The 22,824-nt window shown below is 69.6% G+C and carries 18 protein-coding genes; 5 read left to right on the top strand and 13 right to left on the bottom strand.

Annotated elements, in window-relative coordinates:
• The first annotated feature begins 214 nt into the window (after nucleotides 1-214).
• The 3 genes from ON37_RS07365 to ON37_RS32350 all read left to right on the top strand — a co-directional run bounded on the left by ON37_RS07365 (nucleotide 215) and on the right by ON37_RS32350 (nucleotide 2,538).
• Entirely contained in the window at nucleotides 215-919 is a 705-nt protein-coding gene (locus ON37_RS07365) for an ESX secretion-associated protein EspG (protein ID WP_040718030.1), read from the top strand.
• A gap of 168 nt (nucleotides 920-1,087) precedes the next feature.
• Nucleotides 1,088-1,462 carry a hypothetical protein gene (locus ON37_RS07360; protein ID WP_040718029.1) on the top strand — a complete coding sequence of 125 codons (375 nt, stop codon included), beginning with the start codon at nucleotides 1,088-1,090 and terminating at the stop codon, nucleotides 1,460-1,462.
• Between the two features lie 59 nt (nucleotides 1,463-1,521).
• A complete protein-coding gene (locus tag ON37_RS32350; protein WP_040718041.1) occupies nucleotides 1,522-2,538 on the top strand; it encodes a hypothetical protein in 1,017 nt (338 codons plus the stop codon).
• A gap of 163 nt (nucleotides 2,539-2,701) precedes the next feature.
• On the opposite strand, the gene proB is transcribed toward ON37_RS32350, so the two are convergent.
• From proB to ON37_RS07300, 11 genes are all read right to left on the bottom strand, one after another.
• Complete coding sequence (proB, locus tag ON37_RS07350; protein ID WP_245553098.1) at nucleotides 2,702-3,820, bottom strand: glutamate 5-kinase; 1,119 nt, start codon at nucleotides 3,818-3,820, stop codon at nucleotides 2,702-2,704.
• 105 nt (nucleotides 3,821-3,925) lie between these two features.
• Nucleotides 3,926-5,386: a GTPase ObgE gene (gene obgE / locus ON37_RS07345; protein WP_040718027.1), complete on the bottom strand. Its 1,461-nt coding sequence runs from the start codon at nucleotides 5,384-5,386 to the stop codon at nucleotides 3,926-3,928.
• Between the two features lie 125 nt (nucleotides 5,387-5,511).
• Nucleotides 5,512-5,778 carry a 50S ribosomal protein L27 gene (rpmA, locus tag ON37_RS07340; protein WP_040718026.1) on the bottom strand — a complete coding sequence of 89 codons (267 nt, stop codon included), beginning with the start codon at nucleotides 5,776-5,778 and terminating at the stop codon, nucleotides 5,512-5,514.
• A gap of 48 nt (nucleotides 5,779-5,826) precedes the next feature.
• Nucleotides 5,827-6,138, bottom strand: coding sequence for a 50S ribosomal protein L21 (gene rplU, locus ON37_RS07335; RefSeq protein WP_030512746.1), 312 nt, complete (start codon nucleotides 6,136-6,138; stop codon nucleotides 5,827-5,829).
• A gap of 338 nt (nucleotides 6,139-6,476) precedes the next feature.
• On the bottom strand, nucleotides 6,477-9,866 hold the full coding sequence (locus ON37_RS07330; protein ID WP_040718023.1) for a translation initiation factor IF-2 N-terminal domain-containing protein: 3,390 nt from the start codon (nucleotides 9,864-9,866) through the stop codon (nucleotides 6,477-6,479).
• Between the two features lie 628 nt (nucleotides 9,867-10,494).
• Complete coding sequence (ndk, locus tag ON37_RS07325; RefSeq protein ID WP_040718022.1) at nucleotides 10,495-10,896, bottom strand: nucleoside-diphosphate kinase; 402 nt, start codon at nucleotides 10,894-10,896, stop codon at nucleotides 10,495-10,497.
• Between the two features lie 56 nt (nucleotides 10,897-10,952).
• Nucleotides 10,953-11,294 (bottom strand): DUF4233 domain-containing protein, encoded by a 342-nt coding sequence (locus ON37_RS07320; RefSeq protein ID WP_083892796.1) that lies wholly within the window; start codon nucleotides 11,292-11,294, stop codon nucleotides 10,953-10,955.
• A 270-nt stretch (nucleotides 11,295-11,564) separates the two neighbouring features.
• On the bottom strand, nucleotides 11,565-12,989 hold the full coding sequence (gene folC, locus ON37_RS07315; protein ID WP_422615688.1) for a bifunctional tetrahydrofolate synthase/dihydrofolate synthase: 1,425 nt from the start codon (nucleotides 12,987-12,989) through the stop codon (nucleotides 11,565-11,567).
• Nucleotides 12,990-13,039: 50 nt separating this feature from the next.
• Complete coding sequence (locus ON37_RS07310) at nucleotides 13,040-15,742, bottom strand: valine--tRNA ligase (protein WP_040718020.1); 2,703 nt, start codon at nucleotides 15,740-15,742, stop codon at nucleotides 13,040-13,042.
• Nucleotides 15,743-16,043: 301 nt separating this feature from the next.
• Entirely contained in the window at nucleotides 16,044-17,030 is a 987-nt protein-coding gene (locus ON37_RS07305; protein WP_083892795.1) for a diacylglycerol/lipid kinase family protein, read from the bottom strand.
• A complete protein-coding gene (locus tag ON37_RS07300; protein ID WP_040718037.1) occupies nucleotides 17,027-18,604 on the bottom strand; it encodes an FAD-binding oxidoreductase in 1,578 nt (525 codons plus the stop codon). The genes ON37_RS07305 and ON37_RS07300 overlap by 4 nt, the downstream gene beginning before the upstream one ends.
• 137 nt (nucleotides 18,605-18,741) lie before the next feature.
• Between ON37_RS07300 and ON37_RS07295 the strand changes: the two genes are divergently transcribed.
• Together ON37_RS07295 and ON37_RS07290 are read left to right on the top strand one after the other, a co-directional pair.
• Nucleotides 18,742-19,347 carry a TetR/AcrR family transcriptional regulator gene (locus tag ON37_RS07295; protein ID WP_040718019.1) on the top strand — a complete coding sequence of 202 codons (606 nt, stop codon included), beginning with the start codon at nucleotides 18,742-18,744 and terminating at the stop codon, nucleotides 19,345-19,347.
• Nucleotides 19,348-19,457: 110 nt separating this feature from the next.
• Nucleotides 19,458-21,023, top strand: a complete 1,566-nt coding sequence (locus ON37_RS07290; protein WP_040718018.1) for a glycerol-3-phosphate dehydrogenase/oxidase — start codon at nucleotides 19,458-19,460, stop codon at nucleotides 21,021-21,023.
• Between the two features lie 64 nt (nucleotides 21,024-21,087).
• Here the strand turns inward: ON37_RS07290 and ON37_RS07285 are convergent, their stop codons facing one another.
• Together ON37_RS07285 and ON37_RS07280 are read right to left on the bottom strand one after the other, a co-directional pair.
• Nucleotides 21,088-21,927 carry a patatin-like phospholipase family protein gene (locus tag ON37_RS07285; RefSeq protein ID WP_051031294.1) on the bottom strand — a complete coding sequence of 280 codons (840 nt, stop codon included), beginning with the start codon at nucleotides 21,925-21,927 and terminating at the stop codon, nucleotides 21,088-21,090.
• 99 nt (nucleotides 21,928-22,026) lie between these two features.
• On the bottom strand, nucleotides 22,027-22,821 hold the full coding sequence (locus ON37_RS07280) for a VOC family protein (RefSeq protein WP_040718036.1): 795 nt from the start codon (nucleotides 22,819-22,821) through the stop codon (nucleotides 22,027-22,029).
• Between the last annotated feature and the right edge of the window lie 3 nt (nucleotides 22,822-22,824).

Here is a 22,824-nt window from a genome sequence, read left to right as displayed (position 1 = left end):
TACGGTAAGTTTGAAAGGTCCATATTTCGGAATATCGACGGCAGCGACATCCGAAATCCCGTGGTGAGCAGGCGGTCACCACGACGTTGTCTCGATATACCGGTCACACCGGCCGGTGTTAACCGGAATCGGAACAAGATCGGCTGGTGGCCCGACGAGCGCGCCGCTACGCTACGTTGAGGCTCGTGACGATCGGTGGAGGGTGTAATTCGGCGTGAGTTGGTCATTCACACCGGACGAGTTCGCGCATATCTGGCGTGAAACGGACCTCGATCGCCACCCCTTTCCGCTGCGCATCCTGGAAACCCCACGCACCGAAGACGAAGCCGCGGCCCTGCGCCGCACACTCGAGGCACGCCTGCCACTGGGCGCGGATCCCGATCTGTCGGCCTGTCTGCGCATCCTGGCGACGCCGCATACCCGTATCGTCGCGATCGGTGGCGCGCACACCCCGGGGACCGAGATCCGGGCGCTGGGGGCGGTCGTCTACGACCACGCCGTCCTCGCCGTGCAGGAACCCGGGCGCACGCCGGGCTTCGGCGGTCCGATCCGCGTCGCGATCGGGCACACCGCCAAACTCGGCGCCCGCATCGCCGCGCTGCTGCCCGACTGCCCGGCCGGCGGCGAACCCGCCCGCTCGGCGCCGGCGGAGGAGGTTCGTGACGAGGACTGCCCGCGTCCGCCGTCACCGCGGGCGCCGCGGATTCGACGGCTGCTGCTCAAACCCCATACGGCCGAGGGGCATATCCGGATCGAGGCCGGATTGGACCGCACCTCACCCCCACCCCCGCTGTACTACACCTGGATCGATGTGGCCGACGACGGGCGGTACCTCATCAAGGCGGGCGACGAAGTCCACATCGTGCCCGCGAGCCGGGAGCAGATCGGAACCCACCTGCAGAAACGCATTCCGCGATGACCTGCGCCTACCCCTGATCCGGACAACTCACTCCGACCGGACACCGATTCACCGACTAAGCTGGGGCGATCGGCAGCCCGGCGGTGTGCCCCTCGCGGTGACGCGCCGCTGCCTCCTCCGAGCCCGGCCGATTACGCTGGGCCGGACCGACCGATCTCAGGGGTGCGCATGACGATCGAGACCAGCCAAGCCGACATCACCCGGTTCCTGCAGGCCGCGCGGGGCGGAACCGTCACCTTCGATCCGGCCGCCGCTCGCGACTGTGCCAAGCTCTACCAGCAGCAGGCCGACCGGCTTCGGGAACTGCAGCAGCGATTGGACGCCGTTTCCCAGCTCAGCGGCTTCGGCGGCTTCTTCTCGGCGCAGCAGCTGCAGGCCGGTTTCGGCCGCAAGGCGCGCGATGCCGCGGAGCTGCTCGACCAGTACATCGCCGCCGCCTATCGCATGAAAGAGGCCTTCCTGACCAGCGCCGGACTCTACGAGGAGGCCGACTCGGCGCACGCCGCCGCCTTGCGCGCACTCGCGTCCGGACAGTCGCGATGACCGCCGAATTCCGTTACGGGCCGGCCGCTTCGCACACGGACCCGCAATACGTCAGTGCGATGGAGCATTTCGAGTCGATGACGCACGAGCAGATCCGCGCCGGCACCGAGAAGATCGATGCCGGGGAGATCCTGCAGGCCTCGCTGACCTGGCTGGAAGCCGCTGCGACGCTGACCGGTTCGATGCCGGTCACCCGGTCGCACGCCGAACGCACCATGGATGCCGCCGGCTGGCAAGGACCCGCGGCGGAGGCAGCGGCCGCGAGCGCGCGCAGCTACGCGGCCTCGGTGGAGGAATTGGCGGCCGTTTTCGGTGAGGTCGGCGCCCGGCTCGGGGCGGTCGCCGGGGCCGCCGAAGCGGTGAAGCTCGCCGTCCCGCCGCCGGGCGACAGCGGCCCGGTGGGAGCCATCGCCCGGGCCCTCGAGGCGGCCCGGGTGATCGACGCGCAGATCGCGCAGGAGGTTCTGCGTCAGGAGGCGATCCTGGCGATGAACATGATCTACAAACCCGCCTATTCGGCGGCCGGCAGCGGCGTGCCCGCATTGCCCGCGCCGCCGGAACAGGACGATCCGGGCGGCCCGCGAGTGCCGCACCCCGACCGGCCGCGCACACCGGAAAACCTGGAGGGACAGCCGGGCCCGTCGGCCACAGCACCCGGGCCGAGTGATCCGGCGCCCGCACCAACGTCACCGGAACCGAGCAGTCCGGCCCCGGCAGCACCCGGGCCCGATGGCCCGGCCCCCGCGCCGCACGCCCCCGAAGCACCCGGGCCGAATGCGTCGCCGGCACCGGACCCGTCCACCCCTCCACCGTCGGACCCCACGCCCGGACCGGCTCCCGATCAACCAGCCCCGCCGGCACCACAAAGCCCCGCTCCCCCAACGACTTCCGCGCCCCCGCCGGACGCTCCCCCGCCGGCACCGAAACCGGCACCCCACACCCCCGTCCCGCAACCACCGGACCCCTCGGCGCCCCCACTCACGGACCAGGAGGGCCAGCCCGGTATCACCGGACCGATACCCGATACGGACGCTCCCCCCACACCCGACCAGCCGGGCGTATCCCCGCCCGGCTGAGGTCGCCGACGGGGGGTGAACTATTCGTGCAAACCTCGTCGTCTTTCGCGACTTTCCCGCAATCGCGGCGAGGTCGGCACGAATAGTTGGGGGACAAAAGCCGCCGGCCACACCGGGTTCGGCTACCGGTCCCTCACGACATCCGCTAGTGGACGCGCCCCGGCTACACCTTCACCAGGTCGTCGGCGTGGATGACGGGCCGCTGCATCCCCTCCGGCAGTTCGGAGGTGGAGTGCCCGGCCATGGATTCCAGCTCGGTGCTGTCGTATTCGACCACGCCCCGGGCGACGACGCGGCCGTCGGGGGCCAGCAGATCGACGACGTCACCGCCGTAGAAGCGGCCCTTCACGCCGGTGATCCCGGCGGCGAGCAGCGAGCGGCGGCACTGGGCTACCGCCCGCACCGCCCCGGCGTCCAGGTGGATGGCGCCCCGGCTGTCGGCGGCGTGCCGGACCCAGAACTTGCGGGCGGACAGGCGGACCGGACGGGCGGCGAAGGCGGTGCCGACAGAGGCATCGCCCAGTGCGGCGGCCGCATCGGCGGCCGCGGCGAGCAGCACCGGCACTCCGGCATCGGCGGCCAGACGAGCGGCCGACAGTTTCGACGCCATCCCACCGGTCCCGAGTGCGCCGCCGGTACCGGCGATCACCCCGTCGAGATCCGCGCTGCTGCGGACCTCCGGAATGAAGGTAGCACCGCCCTTGCGCGGGTCGCCGTCGTAGAGCCCGTCCACATCGGACAGCAGCACCAGCGCATCCGCCCCCACCAGATGCGCGACCAGCGCCGCCAGCCGATCGTTGTCACCGAATCGGATCTCCTCGGTGGCGATGGTGTCGTTCTCGTTGACCACCGCGACCGCGTGCAGGGCGCGCAGCCGGTCCAGGGTGCGCTGCGCGTTGCGGTGATGTTCCCGGCGCGCGAAATCCCCCGCGGTCAACAGCACCTGGCCGACCACCCGGTCGAACCGGGCGAACGACGTACCCCACGCGTGCGCCAACGCCAACTGGCCGACACTGGCCGCCGCCTGCTTGGTCGCCAGATCCCGTGGCCGCGCGGCCAATCCGAGGGGCGCGATACCGGCGCCGATCGCGCCGGAGGACACCACGACCACATCGGAACCCGCCCGCATCCGTGCTTCGATCGCCTCGGCGAGCTTGTCCAGCCGGGCAGTGTCGAGACCGCCCTCGAGACTGGTCAGCGCCGAGGAGCCGATCTTGACGACCACACTGCGGGCCGTCCGGATCGACTGCCGGGTAGGGATCGTGTCCTGCTCAGAATCCACCTGTGTCACAACGCAACTCACTTACCTGCCACGCCACCCTGTGGCGCACGACGATTACCGGCTCGGCACGCCCGCACACCCCGGCTGCGCCGGTGTGGCGGGCGGTCACGGCTGATCCTCGTCGTCGGACACCAGTCCGCGGCGTACCCGAGAGGCGTGTTTGCGCTCTGCGGCGGAGACGCGTTCGGACTGGCCGATGCGCGGGTCGGTGCCGCGCCCGGTCATCACCATATCGATTCCGGCGGACACCTGCGGCTCCCATTCGAAGCTCACATCACCGATGGTGACTTCGGCTCCCGGTTCCGCGCCGAGCCGCACCAATTCGTCCTCCACGCCGAGCCGCGCCAACCGGTCGGCCAGATAACCGACTGCCTCGTCGTTGTCGAATTGTGTTTGCCGCACCCATCGTTCGGGCCGCTCCCCGCGAACGATGAAGCCGCCCTCGACCTCCGGATCGGGCTCGACGCTGAAGCCGCTCTCCCCCGCGACGACCGGCCGGAGCACCGGACGCTTCGGTGCCGCCGGCGGATGGGCTTCGCGGTAGGCGCGCACCATGTCGGCGAGCGCGAAGGTCAACGGCCGCAAGCCTTCTCGGCTCACCGCCGAGATCGTGAACACCGGCCAGCCGCGGGCGGTGAATTCCGGCGTCACCATCTCGGCCAATTCGGCGGCGTCGGGGATATCGGCCTTGTTGAGGATGACCACCCGGGGCCGGTCTGCGAGGTCGCCGAGGCCGGCATCGGCTTGCAGGGCCGGGCGGTAAGCGGCCAGCTCGGCCTCCAGCGCATCGACATCGGAGATCGGGTCGCGGCCGGGCTCCAGGGTCGCGCAGTCGACGACATGCGCCAGCACGGCACAGCGTTCCAGGTGACGCAGGAAGTCCAGACCGAGTCCGCGCCCGTCACTGGCACCCGGAATCAGGCCCGGCACATCGGCGACCGTGAACGTGGTGTCGCCACTGGACACCACGCCGAGATTCGGTACCAGCGTGGTGAACGGATAGTCGGCGATCTTCGGCTTGGCGGCCGACAACACCGAGACCAGCGAGGATTTCCCGGCCGAGGGGAAGCCGACCAATCCGACATCGGCGACGGATTTCAGCTCGAGGACGAGGTCACGTTCCTCCCCCTCCTCGCCGAGCAGGGCGAAGCCGGGAGCCTTGCGCGCCCGCGAAACCAGCGCGGCGTTACCCAGCCCGCCGCGACCACCACGGGCCGCCACGAATCGGGTGCCGGCGCCGACCAGATCGGCGACGACCTCGCCGTCCTCATCGATGACGACCGTCCCGTCGGGGACCTTCAGCAGCAGTTCCGAGCCCTGCTTACCGTCGCGGTTTCCGCCCTCGCCGGGTTTGCCGTTGCCGGCCTTGGCGTGCGGGTGGAAATGGAAGTCGAGCAGGGTGTGCACATTCGGGTCGACCTCGAGGATCACGTCCCCGCCGTTACCGCCGTTACCACCGTCCGGTCCGCCGAGCGGCTTGTACTTCTCCCGATGCACCGAGGCACAGCCGTGGCCGCCCTTGCCGGCGCGCACGTGCAGCACCACTCGATCGATGAATTTGGACATGCCAGCTGGACCTCTGTATTCGGTGGACGGTGGTGGCGAGCCTCCCGGAACGGCGAACGGGCCAGGGTTTATCTGCTAAACCCTGGCCCGCTTCGAAGAGTGTGTGGAGAAGGCTCCAGCGCAGGTCAGGCCTGCACCGGCTCCGGTACCACGATGTTGACGGTCTTGCGGCCCCGCTTGGTGCCGAACTGGACCGCACCCGCCTCGAGGGCGAACAGCGTGTCGTCGCCGCCACGGCCGACGTTCACACCGGGGTGGAAGTGGGTTCCGCGCTGGCGAACCAGGATCTCGCCGGCCTTGACGGTCTGCCCGCCGAAGCGCTTCACACCGAGCCGCTTGGAATTGGAATCGCGACCGTTGCGAGAGCTGGACGCACCCTTCTTATGTGCCATGGCTGAAAACTCCTCGATTCGAAACCGGGTGGTTCCGCTAGGTCGAAACTACTTGATGCCGGTGACCTTCAGGACCGTCAGCTTCTGACGGTGGCCCTGACGCTTGTGGTAGCCGGTCTTGTTCTTGAACTTGTGGATCCGGATCTTCGGGCCCTTGGTCTGCTCGACCACCTCGGCGGACACCGAAACCTTGGCCAGCTTGTCGGCATCGGTAGTCAGCTCGGCGCCGTCAACCACCAGCACCGGCGACAGCGATACGGCCGTGCCCGGTTCACCCTCGATCTTCTCGACCTTCACCAGGTCACCGACCGCGACCTTGTACTGCTTTCCGCCGGTCTTGACGATCGCGTACGTTGCCATCGGTCGGCTGCCCTCTTTCCTCAACTAGTGCTCGGCACTCTGCTCACACGGCCGCCTGCCGGTGAACACCGGAAACCGCCGTACGACTGGTCTGATAGTCACCGCCGCCTCGATGCTGTACTCGCACCGGAGGGCTCGTTTCGAGCCGGATCTCATGACAGCGCAGCGTTTTCTCACATCACACGGTGCTGTCACCGGGCAGCGACTGTCCAAGATTACAGGACTGCTACCCCGCGCACCAAACCGGGTCGCTGTCGATCGTGACCCGGATCGCAGCACGGCCCCGCCCGAGGTCCGGGCGGGGCCGTGCTGCGGATTTCTCCGGTCCGGCGATCGGATCAGTTCGAGGTTTCCGGCGCGCCCGCGGCTCGGCCGGCAGCGCGACGACGGGTCCGCTGCCGCGGCGTGACCTCGGCCGGAACCAGCTCGTCCAGGGTGAACTTCGGCGCGCTCTCCTGATCCGCATCGGTCAGGACGAAGACCGCGCCCTGACTGTCCGACGACGGCGCGGCCGCGGTGCGAGCCACCCGGCGTCGGCCGCGGCGCGCCGGCTCCGGCGTCGGTTCGGCGGGCCGGGCACCGTCGACGTCCGGGGCTGCCGCGGTGGACGCCGCCGCAGAATCCTCGGCGGACGGTTGCGCGGTTCCCTCCGCACCGACGACGCCGCTGGTCGGCGCTGGCTCCTCGGTGCCGGTGGTACTCGGTTCGGACACCACAACCGGTTCGGACGTCACACTCGATTCGGACGCCACGCTCGGTTCGGACGCCACGCTCGGTTCGGACGCCACGCTCGGTTCAGACGCTGCGGTCGGCTCGGACGCTGCGGTCGCTTCGGGCTCCGGGCCGCTCTCGTCGGCCGGAGCGGGAGCCGCCGCTCCGGCCCGGCCCCGGCCACGCCGGTCGCGGGTGCGCCGCGACCCCTTCGGCTCGGGCTTCGCCTCGGCAACCGGCGGCTTCTCGGCCTCGGCCTCGGTCTCGCCCTCCGTCGGCTCGTCGGCGTGATGAGCCGCCATCGCGAGTGCGACCGGATGGGCCCGCTTGGCCGCCGCCTCCTCCTCCGGATGCGAATCGACCACCTCGGCCGCCGCCGCGACCGGCTGCTTGTCCTTGTCCCGATCCTTGTCCTTGCGGCGCCGACGCCCTTCCCGGCGACCGGAGCCGTCCTCTGCCGGCGCGGTTTCCACCGGGTAGTTGTGCACGATGATGCCGCGCCCGTGGCAGTGTTCACAGGTCGTCGAGAACGCCTCGACCAGGCCGGTGCCCAGCTTCTTGCGGGTCATCTGGACCAGGCCGAGCGAGGTCACCTCCGAAACCTGATGCCGGGTCCGGTCACGGCCCAGGCATTCGGTCAGTCGGCGCAGGACCAGGTCACGGTTGGATTCGAGCACCATGTCGATGAAGTCGACGACGATCATGCCGCCGATATCGCGCAACCGCATCTGCCGCACGATCTCCTCGGCGGCCTCCAGGTTGTTGCGGGTGACGGTCTCCTCCAGATTGCTGCCGCCCGAGCCCGTGAACTTGCCGGTGTTGACGTCGATCACGGTCATCGCCTCTGTGCGGTCGATGACCAGCGTGCCGCCCGAAGGCAGCCACACCTTGCGGTCCAGTGCCTTGGCGAGTTGCTCGTCGATGCGCAGGCTGCCGAAGACGTCCACGCCGTTGTTCTCGTAGCGCTCGACCCGGGCCAGCATGTCCGGTGCGACGGTCCGGACATAGTTCTCGACCGTCGTCCAGGCCCGATCACCCTCGATGATCAACTTGGAGAAGTCCTCGTTGAACAGGTCCCGGACCACCTTGACCAGCAGGTCGGGCTCCTCGTACAGGGTCTTCGGCGCACCGGACCCGTTCTCGGCCTGCTTCTCGATGGTCTTCCAGGTCGCCTGCAAGCGCTCGACATCGCGGGCGAGTTCGGTCTCGCTCACGCCCTCGGACGCGGTGCGGATGATCACCCCCGCGTCCTGCGGGACGATGTCGCGCAGAATCTCCTTCAGCCGCTTGCGCTCGGTATCGGGCAGCTTGCGGCTGATCCCGGTCGAGGTCCCGCCCGGGACGTAGACCAGGAACCGACCGGCCAGGCTGATCTGTGTGGTCAGCCGGGCGCCCTTGTGCCCGACCGGATCCTTGCTGACCTGCACCAGCACGGTATCGCCCGGTTTGAGCGCCTGTTCGATCTTGCGTTCCTTACCGCCGAGCCCGGCGGCCTCCCAATTGACCTCACCGGCGTACAGCACACCGTTGCGGCCGCGGCCGATGTCGACGAACGCCGCCTCCATACTGGGCAGCACGTTCTGCACCTTGCCCAGATAGACGTTGCCGACCATCGACGCGGTCCCGGTATTGGTGACGAAGTGCTCGACCAGGATGTTGTCCTCGAGCACCGCGACCTGCGTGGTCGCGCCGACGTGCGAATGCTCGCCCGCCGGGAACGACTTCTCGCGGACGACCATGACGCGGTCCACCGCCTCGCGCCGGGCCAGGAATTCCGATTCGGTCAGGATCGGCGGACGGCGACGACCGGCCTCGCGACCGTCCCGGCGACGCTGCCGCTTGGCTTCCAGCCGGGTCGACCCGCTGATGCCCTGCACCTCGTCGACCGCGCGGCGCTTGTTGCGCGGTTCGCGCTCGTGCACGACGGTATTCGGCGGATCGTCGTCGGCGGGCTCGGCTTCGCTGTCCTCCCCGGCCTTCCGGCGGCGCCGGCGGCGCCGGCGGCGGGTCGAACCCTCCGGCGTCGCGGTGCTGTCGTCCTCGCTGTCCTCACCGGTCTGCTCGGCGGCACCCTCATCGGTGGTTTCGCCGGTCTCCGCAGACGATTCGGTGTCCTCGTCGTCGGAATCCTCGTCGGACTCGTGCTCGGCGTGCTGTTCGCCCCGGCCCCGGCCGCGGCCGCGACGGCCCCGGCGGCGGCGCCGGGAACGGCCGCCGTCCTCCTGGTCGTCGCGCGACTGCTCGTCGTCCCAGTCGGCGCCGGACTCGGCGTCCGCTTCGGTGGTGTCGGGCTCGTCGGTCTCCACGACCGCCGGCTCGGCGGTCTTGGCCTCCCGTTCCGCCCGCCGCTTGCGCCGCATCTCCTCGGCGGCCGCGGCATCCGGCGGGAGGAACAGCGGGGCGGCCGCGATGCTCGCGGGCTCGAAGACCACCGGCTGCACCGGCTCCGGCGCGGGGGCCTGGAACGGGCTGGTGAACAGCGAGGTATGCGGTGCCGTCTCGGTGGGCGCGGCCGCCTCGGTCGAGGTCGCCCCGGCGCCGGCAGTCGATTCGGCGGGGACGCTCGTCCGGTCCGATTCGGTCGCCGCGGGCGAGTCACCGGCAGCATTCGCTTCGGTGGCCTCGGCCGGCCCGGTCGCCGGCGGCACGGCAGACTCGGGTGCTGCGGATTCGCTCTCCGCGGGCGCGACGGCGGCGGATTCGCTCACCGCCACCTCGGCCGATTGCTCCGCGGCGGGCTTTTCCCCGCCCGTCTCCTCGGCGGCTTGCTGCGGAACGAGTGCGTCGCGCACGGATTCGGCGACGGTGCGGTCCAGGCTGGATTGAGCGCTGCGAGCTTCGGCGCCCAGTTCGGTCAGGTGGGCAAGGATACGTTTGCTGGTGGTTCCCAGAAGTTTGGCCAGCGCGTGCACCCGGATTCGTTCCGGCAACTGCGCCGCCTCCCCTGCCCCGGCCACCTCGGTGGAGGTGGAATCACCATTGCTCTGCGACGTTCCCTGCGGCTCTTGATCGGCCACGAAATCTCCTCGGGCCCCCGGGCGCGTCCCACTCGTACGAGAGTGACGCGGCCGACGCGGGGGCGCTGTCCGTTCGCCTCACGCCTACACGGCGCAAGGTCTGATGGTCTCGCCCCGCGTGCCCGGTTATCACCATGTCGTACGTCGTTCGGGCTAACTGGTCACGCGGCGCCTGGCTGTTGGCTTCACACCGGAACTCGAGCGCTCATCCAGCGTGCCGCCGAACAGCCGAGTCTTGTTAACCGTCCGGGGCAGCGATGATCGGCGTCGAGCCGCGGTGCCATTCGGTTGCGCTCGCCACCTGCCTCGATAGGTAGGCGTCGATCACATCCGAGTCCAGTATCCCATACAGCGACCCACTGGTCCGCCATCGGAGCGCACCCGCACGGTTTCCGGAGCGCTGGATGCACCACTTCCTACAGCTGAGTAGGTTTCGACGGGAACCCGCCGGCCGCATCGCACCATCCCGTGACCCGGCCCCGCACGAAGCGGGTCCGAGCGATAGTTCGCGGCCGGCTCGCCGTCCGGAGCCCGCTGCGTACGCCGAAAAAGCAAGCAGCGGGCGCCCGACGGTGAGCCCGAGCGACCGCGAACCCCGCGGAAGCGACGCGGGGCCAACCGACAGAGCTCAGAACCAGAGCGCGATCTCCCGCTTCGCGGATTCGGGCGAATCGGAGCCGTGGACGAGGTTGAACTGGGTCTCCAGGGCAAAGTCGCCGCGGATAGAGCCGGGAACGGCCTTCTCCACCGGGTCGGTGCCACCGGCGAGCTGGCGGAACGCGGCGATGGCGCGGGGGCCTTCGAGGATGGCCGCGACGACCGGTCCGGAGGTGATGAATTCGATCAGCGAGCCGTAGAACGGCTTGTCGGCGTGTTCGGCGTAATGGGCGGCGGCAAGTTCCTCGGAAACCTGCTCGAGTTTGAGGGCCGCGATCTTCAGCCCTTTGCGTTCGATGCGGGTGATGATCTCCCCAACCAGGCCTCGGGCCACGCCGTCCGGCTTGATGAGTGCCAACGTCTGCTCAGTCACGGCGACACTCTATCCGGCGGTGGTGCACGATTCCGAACCGAGCGGTCGAGATCGGGTCAGGAGGCGCCCGGCATCCGCTGGCTGGGCAGTAAACCCTGGTCCATGCGGCGTTTCACATCGGAACGCAGCACCAGGATGAAGATCCACACCGCGACGAACACCACGCCGATGATGCCGATCGACAGATGGATCAACCCACCCGCCAGGACCAGCACCTGCAGGCCGAGGTTGAACGGCAGTGCCCACGACCGGCGCTGCATGCCGGAGCCGACGATCATCACAACGGCCAGACCGACCAGATACGTCACCGACCACCAGCTCAGCCCGCCGCCGACCGCCCCCACCACCGGCAGCGCCAGCAGGACGGTGATCGCCTCGAGGATCAACGCGCCGGCCATCACGCCGCGCAAGCCCTTCCACGGGTCGGTCGCGGGCGGGGGTACTTCACGACCCGGCGCACCGCCCTTTTCGTCTTCGCTACCCACGTTGTCTCCTCCACGCCCGGTCGATGCGCTGGTCGGCTCCCACACTGCACCAGATGCCGCGTTCCGCAAGGCCTCCGTGGTGACGCAGGCTGCCGCCTCCGGCCTCGAGCTTCACGCTGTATTCGACGCCGCGTTCCGCAAGGCCTCCGTGGTGACGCAGGCTGCCGCCTCCGGCCTCGAGCTTCACGCGGGGTCCTTCCCGAACAGCGAACGCGCAGCACCCGCGGTGACTACCGATCCGGTGACCACGATGCCCGCGCCCGAGACCGGCTCGCCGGCCCCGCCCGCCTCCTCGGCGATGGCGATCGCGGTTTCGACCGCGTCGGCGAGGGTGTGCGCGGTGACGACCCGCTCGTCGCCGAACCGCTGCACCGCCAGATCGGCCAGTTCGTCGATGCCCAGGGCGCGCGGAGATCCGTTGGTGGTGACCACGATCTCGTCGAACACCGGTTCCAGTGCCTCCAGGATGCCCGCCGCGTCCTTGTCGGCGAGCACCGCCACCACACCGACCAACTTGCGGAAGTCGAATTCCTCGGTCAGCGTCGCGGCCAGCGCCTTCGCCCCGGCCGGGTTGTGCGCGGCGTCGATGAAGATGGTGGGCGCACTGCGCATCCGTTCCATCCGTCCGGGACTGCTCACCGCCGCGAATCCGGCTCGCACCGCATCGATATCGAGTTGTTTCTGCGCCCCCGCGCCGAAGAAGGCTTCCACCGCCGCCAAGGCGAGTGCAGCGTTGTGGGCCTGATGCTCACCGTGCAGCGGCAGGAAGATCTCGTCGTACACCCCGCCCAGCCCCTGGATCTCCAGGACCTGGCCGCCGACCGCGATCCGCCGCGCGAGCACCCGGAACTCCGATCCGGCGCGGGCGACCGCGGCGTCGGCCTCGACCGCACGCCGCAACAGCACATCCATCGCCTCGGGTTCCTGTTCGCCGACGATGGCGACGGTATCGCGCGGAATCAGCAGATCCTGCGGTGACCGCTTGATGATTCCGGCCTTCTCCCCGGCGATCGAGGTCAGGTCCGGGCCCAGATAGTCGGTGTGGTCCAGTCCGATCGGCGTGATCACCGCGACCTGGCCGTCGATCACGTTGGTCGCGTCCCAGGTACCGCCCATCCCGGTTTCGACCACCGCGACGTCGACCGGTGCCTCCGCGAAGGCCGCGTAGGCCATGGCGACGAGGACCTCGAATTTGCTCATCCGCGGGCCGGGCGTACCGCCGAGTGCCCCCTCGGTCGACCGGGTGTCGATCATCTCGACGTACGGCAGCAGTTCACGGTAGATCTCGACGTAGCGCGCGGGCGTGATCGGGGCGTTGTCGATCGCGATGCGTTCGGTCGCCAACTGCAGATGCGGACTGGTGAACCGTCCGGTCCGGCGGTGCAGCGCGGTGAGCAGCGCGTCGATCATGCGCGTCACCGAGGTCTTGCCGTTGGTGCCGGCGATATGGATGGCCGGATAGTTCTGCTGCGGGGAACCGAGCAGATCCATCAGCGTGGCGATCCGGGTCAGCGACGGCTCGATCTTGGTTTCGCCCCAGCGCTGGTCGAGTTCGGCCTCGACCAGCGCCATTTCGGCGAGGTCCACCGGTGACGGACCGGTGCGCAACCGATCCTCACCGCCGGCGAGCGGTTCGCGGTCGAATCCTTCGCCGTCGCTCACTTCTTCGCCGCCAACTCCGTGATCTGCGCCAGCCGCGCCCCGATCCGGGTCACCTCGGATTCGGCGACGTCGCGGCGGGTGCGGATCTTGGCGACCACCTCCTCGGGCGCCTTGGCCAGGAAGGCCTCGTTGCCGAGTTTGGCGGTGGTGGTGGCGAGGTCCTTCTGCGCGGCCGCCAGATCCTTTTCCAGGCGGCGCCGTTCGGCGTCGAGGTCGACCGCGCCGGAGGTGTCCAGTTCGACGGTGACGGTGGCGCCGGACAGCCGCACCTCCACCGCGGCGGTGGCGGAGAAGTCGGCATCCGGCTCGGTGAGCCGGGCCAGGCTGGCGATTTCGGCGTGCAGTCCGGCGAGGTCGGCGGCGTCGATGCCGATCAGTTTCGCGGCGACCTTCTGCTTGTCGGTCAGTCCCTGGTCGCTGCGGAATCGGCGGATTTCGGTGACGAGCTTCTGCAGATCCGCAATGCGTTGCGCGGCAACGGTATCGGTGGCGACGCCGGACGGCTGCGGCCACGCGGCGATCACGAGCGAGTCGTCCGCACCGGCCTCGGTGAGGGCCTGCCACAGCGTCTCGGTGACGAACGGGATGGCCGGGTGCAGCAGGCGCAGCACCGAATCCAGCACGTTGCCCAGGACGATGCGCGTGCTCGCGGCCCGCTCCTCCGATTCGGCGAACTGCACCTTCGCCAATTCGAGGTACCAGTCGCACAGTTCGTCCCAGGCGAAGTGGTACAGCGCCTCGCAGGCCTTGCCGAATTCGTAGCGGTCGAAGGCGGCGTCGACCTCGGCGCGCACCTCGTCGAGCCGGTCGAGGATCCAGCGGTCGGTGTCGGTGAGGGTGGCACGGTCGGGCAGGTCGCCCGGGGCGGCACCGTTCATGAGCGCGAACTTGCTGGCGTTGAACAGCTTGGTGATGAAGTTGCGCGAGGCCTGCACGTGCGGCGGGCCGACCGACAGGTCGCTACCCGGCTGGGCCCCCCGGGCGAGGGTGAAACGCGTTGCGTCCGCGCCGTATTCGTCGATCCACACCAGCGGGTCGACGCCGATTCCCTTGGACTTGGAGTATTTGCGGCCGAATTCGTCGCGGATGAGCCCGTGCAGGAAGACGTCGTCGAACGGCACCTGCTGCCGCCCGGAATCCTTACCGGCGGTGATGACCGGGTCGTCGGAGACGAACATGCCGAACATCATCATCCGGGCCACCCAGAAGAACAGGATGTCGTAACCGGTCACCAGCACGCTGGTGGGATAGAACTTCGCCAGTTCGGGGGTGGGGTCCGGCCAGCCCATGGTGGAGAAGGGCCACAGGCCGGAGGAGAACCAGGTGTCGAGCACGTCCGGGTCCTGGACGTAGCCCTCGGGCGCCTGCTCGTCGGGGCCGACGCAAACGATCTCCCCCTCCGGCCCGTACCAGATCGGAATGCGGTGACCCCACCACAGCTGCCGCGAGATGCACCAGTCGTGCATGTTGTCGACCCATTCGAACCAGCGTGGTTCCTGGCTGGCCGGGTAGATCTTCACCGCGCCGCTGCGCACGGCGTCACCGGCGGCCTTGGCCAGCGATTCGACCTTCACCCACCACTGCATGGACAGTCGCGGTTCGATCGGTTCGCCGGAGCGCTCGGAGTGGCCGACGCTGTGCACGTACGGGCGCTTCTCGGCGACGATGCGGCCCTCTTCGGCCAGCCGCTCGCGGATCTTGATCCGGGCCTCGAACCGGTCCATCCCGTCGAATTCGGTTCCGGTGTCGGCGATCTTGCCGGTCTTGTCCATGATGGTCGGCATCGGCAGGTTGTGCCGCAGGCCGATCTCGAAGTCGTTGGGGTCGTGCGCGGGGGTGATCTTCACTGCGCCGGAACCGAATTCGGGGTCGACGTAGTCGTCGGCGACGATCGGGATCTGGCGGCCGGTGATCGGATGGTAGACGGTGGTGCCGATCAGCGCCTGGTACCGTTCGTCCTCCGGATGCACCGCCACCGCGGTATCGCCGAGCATGGTCTCCACCCGGGTGGTGGCCACGATGACGTGCGGTTCGTCGTCGTTCAGCGACCCGTAGCGCAGCGAGACGAGCTCACCCTCGACGTCCTCGTATTTCACCTCGACGTCGGAGATGGCGGTCTGCAGCGAGGGCGACCAATTCACCAGCCGCTCGGCCCGGTAGATCAGCCCGGCGTCGTAGAGGCGCTTGAAGATCGTCTGCACCGCTCGCGACAGGCCCTCGTCCATGGTGAAGCGATCACGGCTCCAGTCGACGCCGTCGCCGAGGCGCCGCATCTGGCCCTGGATGGCGCCGCCGGATTCGCGCTTCCAATCCCAGACCTTCTCGACGAACAGTTCGCGGCCGAAGTCTTCCTTGGTCTTGCCGTCGACGGCGAGCTGCTTCTCGACCACGGTCTGGGTGGCGATCCCGGCGTGGTCCATACCGGGCAGCCACAGCACCTCGTAGCCCTGCATCCGCTTGCGGCGGGTGAGCAGGTCCATCAGGGTGTGGTCGAAGGCGTGGCCCATGTGCAGGTTGCCGGTGACATTCGGCGGCGGCAGCACGATCGAGTAGGGCGGCTTGTCGCTGGCCGGGTCGGCGGTGAAGTAACCGGCCGCTACCCAGCGCTCGTACAGGTCGGCCTCTACATCGCTGGGGTTCCAGCTCTTGGGGAGGGCGTCGGCACGATTTCGCGAGTTATCAGGGGCTGCGCTGGTCACCGTGCGATTCTACGGAGTTCGGGAGGCGGCCTCGACGCGGCCCTGCTCACCCGGCGCGGGACCGCTCGGCAGACCGGGAGGACACAGATATAGGGCGGGGCTTTCGGCGGATGAGGGACACCGAAAACCCCGCCCACAGGTTCGAGACTACCGCCGATCGCGGCACCGGACACCAATCCATATGCAATTCTCAGCTTTTGCCCGAATCCATTGTGCAGGTGCGGGTTTGCCGCTCAGGATGCTCGCAGCCTCCGCGGCGCCCGATCGACCCTCGCGCACCGGTGGGCGGGCGCGCCGGGAATCAGGGCGTCAGTACCGTGAGGGCGCCGGGCTCGACGCGGAAGGTGGCCGGTAGCAGGCCCGCCGGATCGCCGTCGGCGGTCACCGGAACCTCGGCCGTGAGGGTGATCGTGCGCGCGCAATAGTGGGTCACCGCCGGATGGTCGATTCGCTTCCCGGCTGCCAGCGCCGGCAACAGGCGGACCATCTCCCATCGCGACATGGCGCCGACCACCGTGAGGTCCAGCAGGCCGTCGTCCAGGATCGCGTCGGGGCAGATCAACATGCCACCGCCGTAGGTCCGGGTGTTGCCGACCGCGACCATGACCGCCTCGGTGTCGACGACCCGTTCGCCGCCATCCGGCTCACCGGACAGCACGATGCGATACGGCACACCCAATCGGCCCAGCAGTTCGGGCACCGCGGCGAAGGAGTACCGCAGCGAACCCTTGGGCCGGCGCATCCGATTGGCGCGCAAGGTCACCCGGGCGTCGAAGCCGGTGCCGGCGACGGTCGCGAAGCGCATCGGCCGGTGCGCGACCGCCGGTTCGATACCGGCCGCCCAACCCTGGGCGTGCTCCGGGTCGGGCGTCGACTCGACGGCGCCGAGGTCGATGGTGCGCGTCCGGCCGCCGAGCGCGATATCGGCGGCCGCGCGCGGGTCGTTGTCGGGCACGCCCAGTTCCCGGGCCAGATCGTTCCCGGTGCCACCGGGTAGCAGGCCGAGCGGCACCCCGCTGCCGGCCAGTGCCTGCAGGGTGACGCAGACCAGGCCGTCGCCGCCGGCGCAGACGACCGCGTCGGGGCGGTCGGCGGCGCGGATCGAATCCCCCACCAGCCGGACCGTTTCCGCCGCGTCGCCGCCCCGGATCTCCTGCACCCGCACCCCGCGTTCGGCGAACCGGGCGGCCGCGACGGCGGCCGCGGCCAGTCCGCGCCCGTGCCCGGAGTGCGGATTCGTCACCAACGCGACCGAGCGGATCGGCAGCGGGTTCGCGTTCTCGTTCACGGAATCAGCTTGCCCGGGTTGAGGATTCCCGCCGGGTCGACCGCATCCTTCACCGCCCGCAGCACCCGCGCGCCCAGATCCCCGATCTCATCGGTCATCCACGGCCGATGATCGGCGCCGACGGCGTGATGGTGGGTGATGGTGCCCCCGGCGGCGACGATCGCATCGCCGACCGCGCGCTTGGCCTGCGCCCACTGGGCCACCGGATCGTCGGCCTGTTTGGCGACCACGGTGAAATACAACGAGGCGCCGGTGGGGTAGGTGTGCGAGATGTGGCACATCACCAGGGCAGGAGTGCCCTGAGCGCCGAGGGCCTCGGTGAGCGTCGTGGTCACCGCGGCCTTGAGCCGTGCGATGTTCGACCAGCTGGTAGCGGTTTCCAGGGTTTCGCACAGCACGCCCACGTCGAGCAGCGCATCGCGCAGATACGGTGCGGCGAACCGGCCGTGCTCCCACTCCCGGGCCGGCTGCTCACCCAGCGCGGCGCCGCCCGCCGCGGCCAGCAGCGCCGATGCCTCGGCACTGCGTGCGGCCACATGCGCCTCGGTGCCCTCGAAAGTGGTGATCGCCAGACATCCGGTCACGGGCGCGCCGCCGATATCCCCGGACCGCGCCAGATTCAGCCCGGTCTCGGCCTCGTCGGACAACCGCAGCACCGTCGGCGCGGCGCCGTTCTGCACCACGCTGCGCAGCGCCTCGGCGCCGGTGGCGAAGTCGGGGAACGACCAGGCCTGATAGGCGGTGGTCGCCGGGATCGGGTGCACGCGCAGCGTCACCTCGGTGATGATGCCGAGCGTGCCCTCGGAGCCGGAGAACAATTCCCGCAGATCCGGGCCGGCGGCGGAGGCGGGAGCCCGGCCGAGGTCGAGGGTGCCGACGGGCGTGGCGACCTTCAACCGCATGATCATGTCATCGAAGCGCCCGTATCCGGCCGAGGCCTGGCCCGAGGAGCGAGTGGCCGCGAACCCGCCGATACTCGCGAATTCGAAGCTTTGCGGGAAATGTCCGAGCGAGAGCCCGTGCTCGGCCAGCAGCGCTTCCGCCTGCGGCCCGGTCAGCCCGGCGCCCAGGGTGGCGGTCGCGCTCACCGGATCGACCTCGGTGACGTGGTCGAGCCGCCGGAGATCGACGGCGATCACCGCCTCGAAGCGGCCGCGCACGGGATCGAGACCACCCACCACGCTCGTTCCCCCACCGAACGGCACCACGGCGACCCCGTGTTCGGCACAGTAGGCGAGCACGGCCAGCACCTGCTCGTGGTCGGCCGGGAAGACGACCGCGTCGGGTGCGTCCTGCGGACCGTCGGCCCGGCGGCGCAGCAGATCCGGGGTGCTCTTGCCACCGGCGTGCAGCAACCGGTCCCGATGGCCGGCCGAGATGTGATCGGCGCCGACCACGGCGGCCAGACCGGCGCGAAGGGCGCTGGTCAGCGCGGATTCGCGGAGCGGCACCTCGGCTTCGTCGCGACGCGCGACCGACTCTCCCGACACCGAGAACACCTGCGCGACCAGGGTCCGGATCCGCTCGGGCAGGGGCGTGTGCGCCGCGGCGACGCCCCAGGCGTCCCACACCATATTCGGGCGCTCGGGCGGCCGGTTCGGCGTCGCGCCCGGCTCTGCGGTGAATTCGTGCTGTCGGGTATCGACCATGCGTTACAGTCTGACATAGAGTGTCAAGCAGTAACGAATAGCAACGGATAGCGAGCGTGTTGATGGAATCGATCGAATCCCCCGGGCCGGACGAGGAGCTTCCGGCCATCGATCTCGCGATCCTGGCCGCGGGTCGCGCCTGCGTCGAGGAATTCGGTGTGCGGCGCACGACGCTCAGCGAAGTCGCCCGTCGTGCCGGAGTCAGCCGGCCCACGGTGTACCGCCGCTGGCCGGACACCCGCTCGCTGATCGCGGAACTGCTGGTGCGCGAGTTGCGCGAAATCGTCGATGCCAGCATCCCCACCGAGGGCCCCGCCCGAGCCCGGCTGGTGGAGGGAATCGTCGCGGGTGCGGCGGAGCTGCGCTCGAATCCGTTGTTCGCCAAAATCTTCCGCATCGATACCGATCTGATGCTGACCTACGTCTTCGGCCGGCTGGGCCGCAATCAGCGGCAACTGATCCAGGTGTTCGCCGCGGCGATCCGCGAGGGTCAGCGCGACGGTTCGATTCGCGCCGGCGATCCCGACCACCTGGCCACCATGTTGCTGCTGATCAGCCAGTCCGCCGTGCAATCGGCGAATACGGTCAGTCACCTGCTCGACGATGCGGGACTCGACATCGAACTGGCTCGCGTCGTCGACCGCTACCTGCGCCCCGATACCGAATAGCCCCGACCGGCCGAGAGACCGGCCCGCCGTCGACCGATCGATGCGGGCCGCACTACCGCAGATCCGGCTCGGACAACGAGCCGGGCGACCCCGAACAGAGAGGCACGCGAATGCTCGACGAGCGCACCCCGACCGGCTCCGGGCTCGGAGATTCGGCCCTCAACGCGGCGCGTCGCAGCCGCGAACTCACCGCACTCGGCGATGCCGGCCGGATCGATGTCCTGGTGATCGGCGGCGGCGTCACCGGCGCCGGCGTGGCCCTGGACGCGGCGACGCGGGGCCTGCGGACGGTCCTGGTGGAAGCACACGACCTGGCGTTCGGCACCAGTCGGTGGAGTTCGAAACTGGTGCACGGCGGACTGCGCTATCTGGCCTCGGGCGGGGTCGGCATCGCCCACGAGAGCGCCGTCGAACGCGACATACTGCTCACCACCACCGCCCCGCACCTGACCCGGGCGATCCCCCAGGTGGTCCCCACCTTCGACAGCTCCGCCCGGGCGCAGCGATTGCTGGTGCGCGCGGGCTTCCTGGCCGGAGATGTCTTGCGGCGCAGTGCCGGAACTCCCGCGCGGGTCCTTCCTCGGTCGCGCCGGGTGGCGGCGGCCGAAGCCCTCCGCCTGGCGCCGACCCTGCGTCGCGCCGGCCTGCGCGGCGGGATGGTGGCCTGGGACGGCCAGCTCGTCGATGACGCCCGGCTGGTGGTGACCATCGCCCGCACCGCCGCGGCGCACGGAGCCACGGTCCTGACCCGGGTACGCGCCGAACAGGTCACCGGCGACGCCGCCGTCCTGCACGATGTGCTGACCGGTGAAACCCTTTCGGTGCGCGCGCGATCGGTGATCAATGCGACGGGGGTGTGGGCCGATCGGGTCGATCCGAGTATCGAGCTGCGTCCCAGCCGCGGCACCCACCTGGTCTTCGACGCGGCCGCCTTCGGCGGACTCAACGCCTCCCTGACGGTGCCGATCCCGGGCAGTACCAGTCGGTTCGTCTTCGCCTTCCCCGCCGCGCACGGCCGGGTCTATCTGGGCCTCACCGACGAGGACGCGCCCGGCCCGGTTCCCGACGAACCGAAGCCGACCGACACCGAGATCGACTTCCTGCTCGACACGGTCAACACCGTGCTGCGGGAGCCGCTGCGACGCAACGATATCCGTGGCAGCTTCGCCGGCCTGCGGCCGCTGCTGCGCACCGCGGACGATTCCACCGCGGATATCTCGCGCGAACACGCCGTGCTGCACTCCCCCGGCGGTCCGATCACCATCGTCGGCGGCAAGCTGACCACCTACCGGCAGATGGCCGAGGACGCCGTCGACGCCGCCGTGGCCGCGGCCGCGCTGAGGGCCGCTCCCTGCCGCACGAAGCGAATCCCGTTGGTGGGAGCGGTTACCGGACCGGCCCGGGACCGGATCGCGGCAGATCCGGTACTGGTCGAGCGGTACGGCGACCGGGCTCCCGAGGTCCTCGCCGCCATTCAGCGCGATCCGAGTCTGGCCGAACCGGTCGGCCCGGGCCTGGATGTCCTGCGCGCCGAATTCGCCTACGCCACAACGCATGAGGGCGCGCTGGACGAAAGCGACCTGCTCGATCGCCGCTCCCGTATCGGCCTGGTGGACGCCGACCGCGCGGCCGCTCTCCCCGCGGCACAGGAGATGATCGCCGCGGCTCGGGCCTGATCGACGGTGGGCCCTGTCGGGCGCGGCGGCCACCGAGAACCGCCGGTCTCGACCGAGTATGTGGCTATCCCCAGAGCTCGGCCACGTGCACCGCGGCCGATTTCCCCTGCACCCGGCCGGCGTGCGCCGACGGCACCCGGGAAGCGGTGTCGAGCGGATTGGCGCCGAAGGCCGCCACCGCGGCCTCGTCGGGAGTGATCAGTTCCACCCGCGCGCCCCGCTCGACCAGACCCGCGATCTCGTCGTCGAGCGCCGGGTCGGCGAGCGGGGCGATGATCAGGACGCGGTCGAAGCCGGCCGCCAGATCGGCGTTCACGCTGGTCCGGATGCCCCCGTCGGTGTATCGCACACCGTCGACGGTGTGCGGCGGCCAGACCAGGGGCACCGCGGAACTGGCGGCGACGGCGTCGACCAGGGGCACGCCGGAATCGCGGTCGAAGACGCGCAGCTCCCCGGTGGTGGCGTCGACGGCGGTGATCAGCAGCCGCTGCCGGGGCCACTCGTGTACCGGCAGCCGGGATTCGATCACTGCACGACGAGCCGCTTCCGGCACCGTGTCGGCCGCCAGGGCGAGGTTGCCGAGCCGACGCCGCACGACGGCCATATCGCCCCCGCTGTCGGCGATGATCCGGTTGACCGTCTCCCACACCCCGACGAGCGGATTGCCCTCCGGCACGATCTCGGCGCTCTGCAGCGCGGACTCCACCTGACGGCGGAACAGTTCCTCGACGGGCAGGCCGCTGGTGAGCTGGGCGATCACATTGGCGCCCGCCGACGTGCCGATGTACGCGTCCGCGCCGGTGAGATCGATTCCCGCATCGGCCAATCCGGCGATCACGCCGTTGGCCCATGCGATTCCCGCCACACCGCCGCCCCCGATCACCAGGGCCCGCTCGTCCGACATCAGCTCTCCCACAGTTCGTTCCGAGATCCCGCGACCGGGACAACCTCGACGGTAGCCGGGCGCATTCCCTCGGGGCGATTACCGGGGAGGTAATGACATTCAGGCGGGATTTCCACCGACGCTGAAGTTCACGCCGTTCGGGTCGACGAGCGCGGCCAGCCGCCCGTACGGGGTGTTCTCGGGCTCCCGTTCGACCGAGCCGCCGAGCTCGACGACCTTCTTCACGGTGGCATCGACATCCTCGGCGCCGAAGTAGACGCGCCAGCCCCCGGGCGCCCCGGCCGGCAGATACGCCGCCGAATCCATGACGCCGCCGAGCATCGGGGTGCCGGAATGGATGGTGGTGTAACGGAATTCCGGCGAATCACCCACGGTGAACGGATCCCGCCAGCCGAACACCTCGCGATAGAACTTCAGCGCGTCGGCATAGGCCGGGGTGTGCAGTTCGAACCACGACGGATAGCCGACATGCCCGCTCCAGGTTCCGCCACCGGCGACGCCGAAGGAGTCGAAACCACGGTGCACGCCGGGCTGCCACGCGCCGATGCCGGCGCCGGACGGATCGGCCAGGACCACCATACTGCCGAGCTCGCCCACGGCCATCGGCTCGACCACGACCCGACCGCCGTGCGCTGCGGCGGCCGCCGCCGTGGCGTGCACGTCGACGCTGGTCAGGTAGGTGGTCCACTGGTCCGGCGCGCCCTCGCTGCCGTCATTGCGCATACCACCGGCCACGGCGTCGCCGTCTTTACGGAAGGTGATGTACCCGCCGTACTCCTCGGCGGATTCGGCCGTCCACCCGAACAATTCGCCGTAGAAATCGACGGCGCGATCGATATCGGTGGTGAACAGTTCCACCCAGCACGGATCTCCGGGTTCGAAGGTGTAGGACATGGT

It is taken from the genome of Nocardia veterana NBRC 100344 (genome assembly GCF_000308855.1).
GTDB classification, from domain to species: domain Bacteria; phylum Actinomycetota; class Actinomycetes; order Mycobacteriales; family Mycobacteriaceae; genus Nocardia; species Nocardia veterana.
Note: the sequence above shows the minus strand (reverse complement) of the source record. Positions and strands in the feature narration are given on the sequence as shown.

Bases quoted from the DNA above. Each gene is read 5' to 3' on its own strand.
- ON37_RS07360 (WP_040718029.1), top strand. From the start codon at position 1,088: ATGACGATCGAGACCAGCCAAGCCGACATCACCCGGTTCCTGCAGGCC.
- ON37_RS32350 (WP_040718041.1), top strand. From the start codon at position 1,522: ATGGAGCATTTCGAGTCGATGACGCACGAGCAGATCCGCGCCGGCACC.
- obgE (WP_040718027.1), bottom strand. From the start codon at position 5,386: ATGTCCAAATTCATCGATCGAGTGGTGCTGCACGTGCGCGCCGGCAAG.
- rpmA (WP_040718026.1), bottom strand. From the start codon at position 5,778: ATGGCACATAAGAAGGGTGCGTCCAGCTCTCGCAACGGTCGCGATTCC.
- rplU (WP_030512746.1), bottom strand. From the start codon at position 6,138: ATGGCAACGTACGCGATCGTCAAGACCGGCGGAAAGCAGTACAAGGTC.
- ON37_RS07320 (WP_083892796.1), bottom strand. From the start codon at position 11,294: ATGGCCGGCGCGTTGATCCTCGAGGCGATCACCGTCCTGCTGGCGCTG.
- ON37_RS07300 (WP_040718037.1), bottom strand. From the start codon at position 18,604: ATGGTGTGGGACGCCTGGGGCGTCGCCGCGGCGCACACGCCCCTGCCC.
- ON37_RS07295 (WP_040718019.1), top strand. From the start codon at position 18,742: ATGGAATCGATCGAATCCCCCGGGCCGGACGAGGAGCTTCCGGCCATC.
- ON37_RS07290 (WP_040718018.1), top strand. From the start codon at position 19,458: ATGCTCGACGAGCGCACCCCGACCGGCTCCGGGCTCGGAGATTCGGCC.
- ON37_RS07285 (WP_051031294.1), bottom strand. From the start codon at position 21,927: ATGTCGGACGAGCGGGCCCTGGTGATCGGGGGCGGCGGTGTGGCGGGA.
- ON37_RS07280 (WP_040718036.1), bottom strand. From the start codon at position 22,821: ATGTCCTACACCTTCGAACCCGGAGATCCGTGCTGGGTGGAACTGTTC.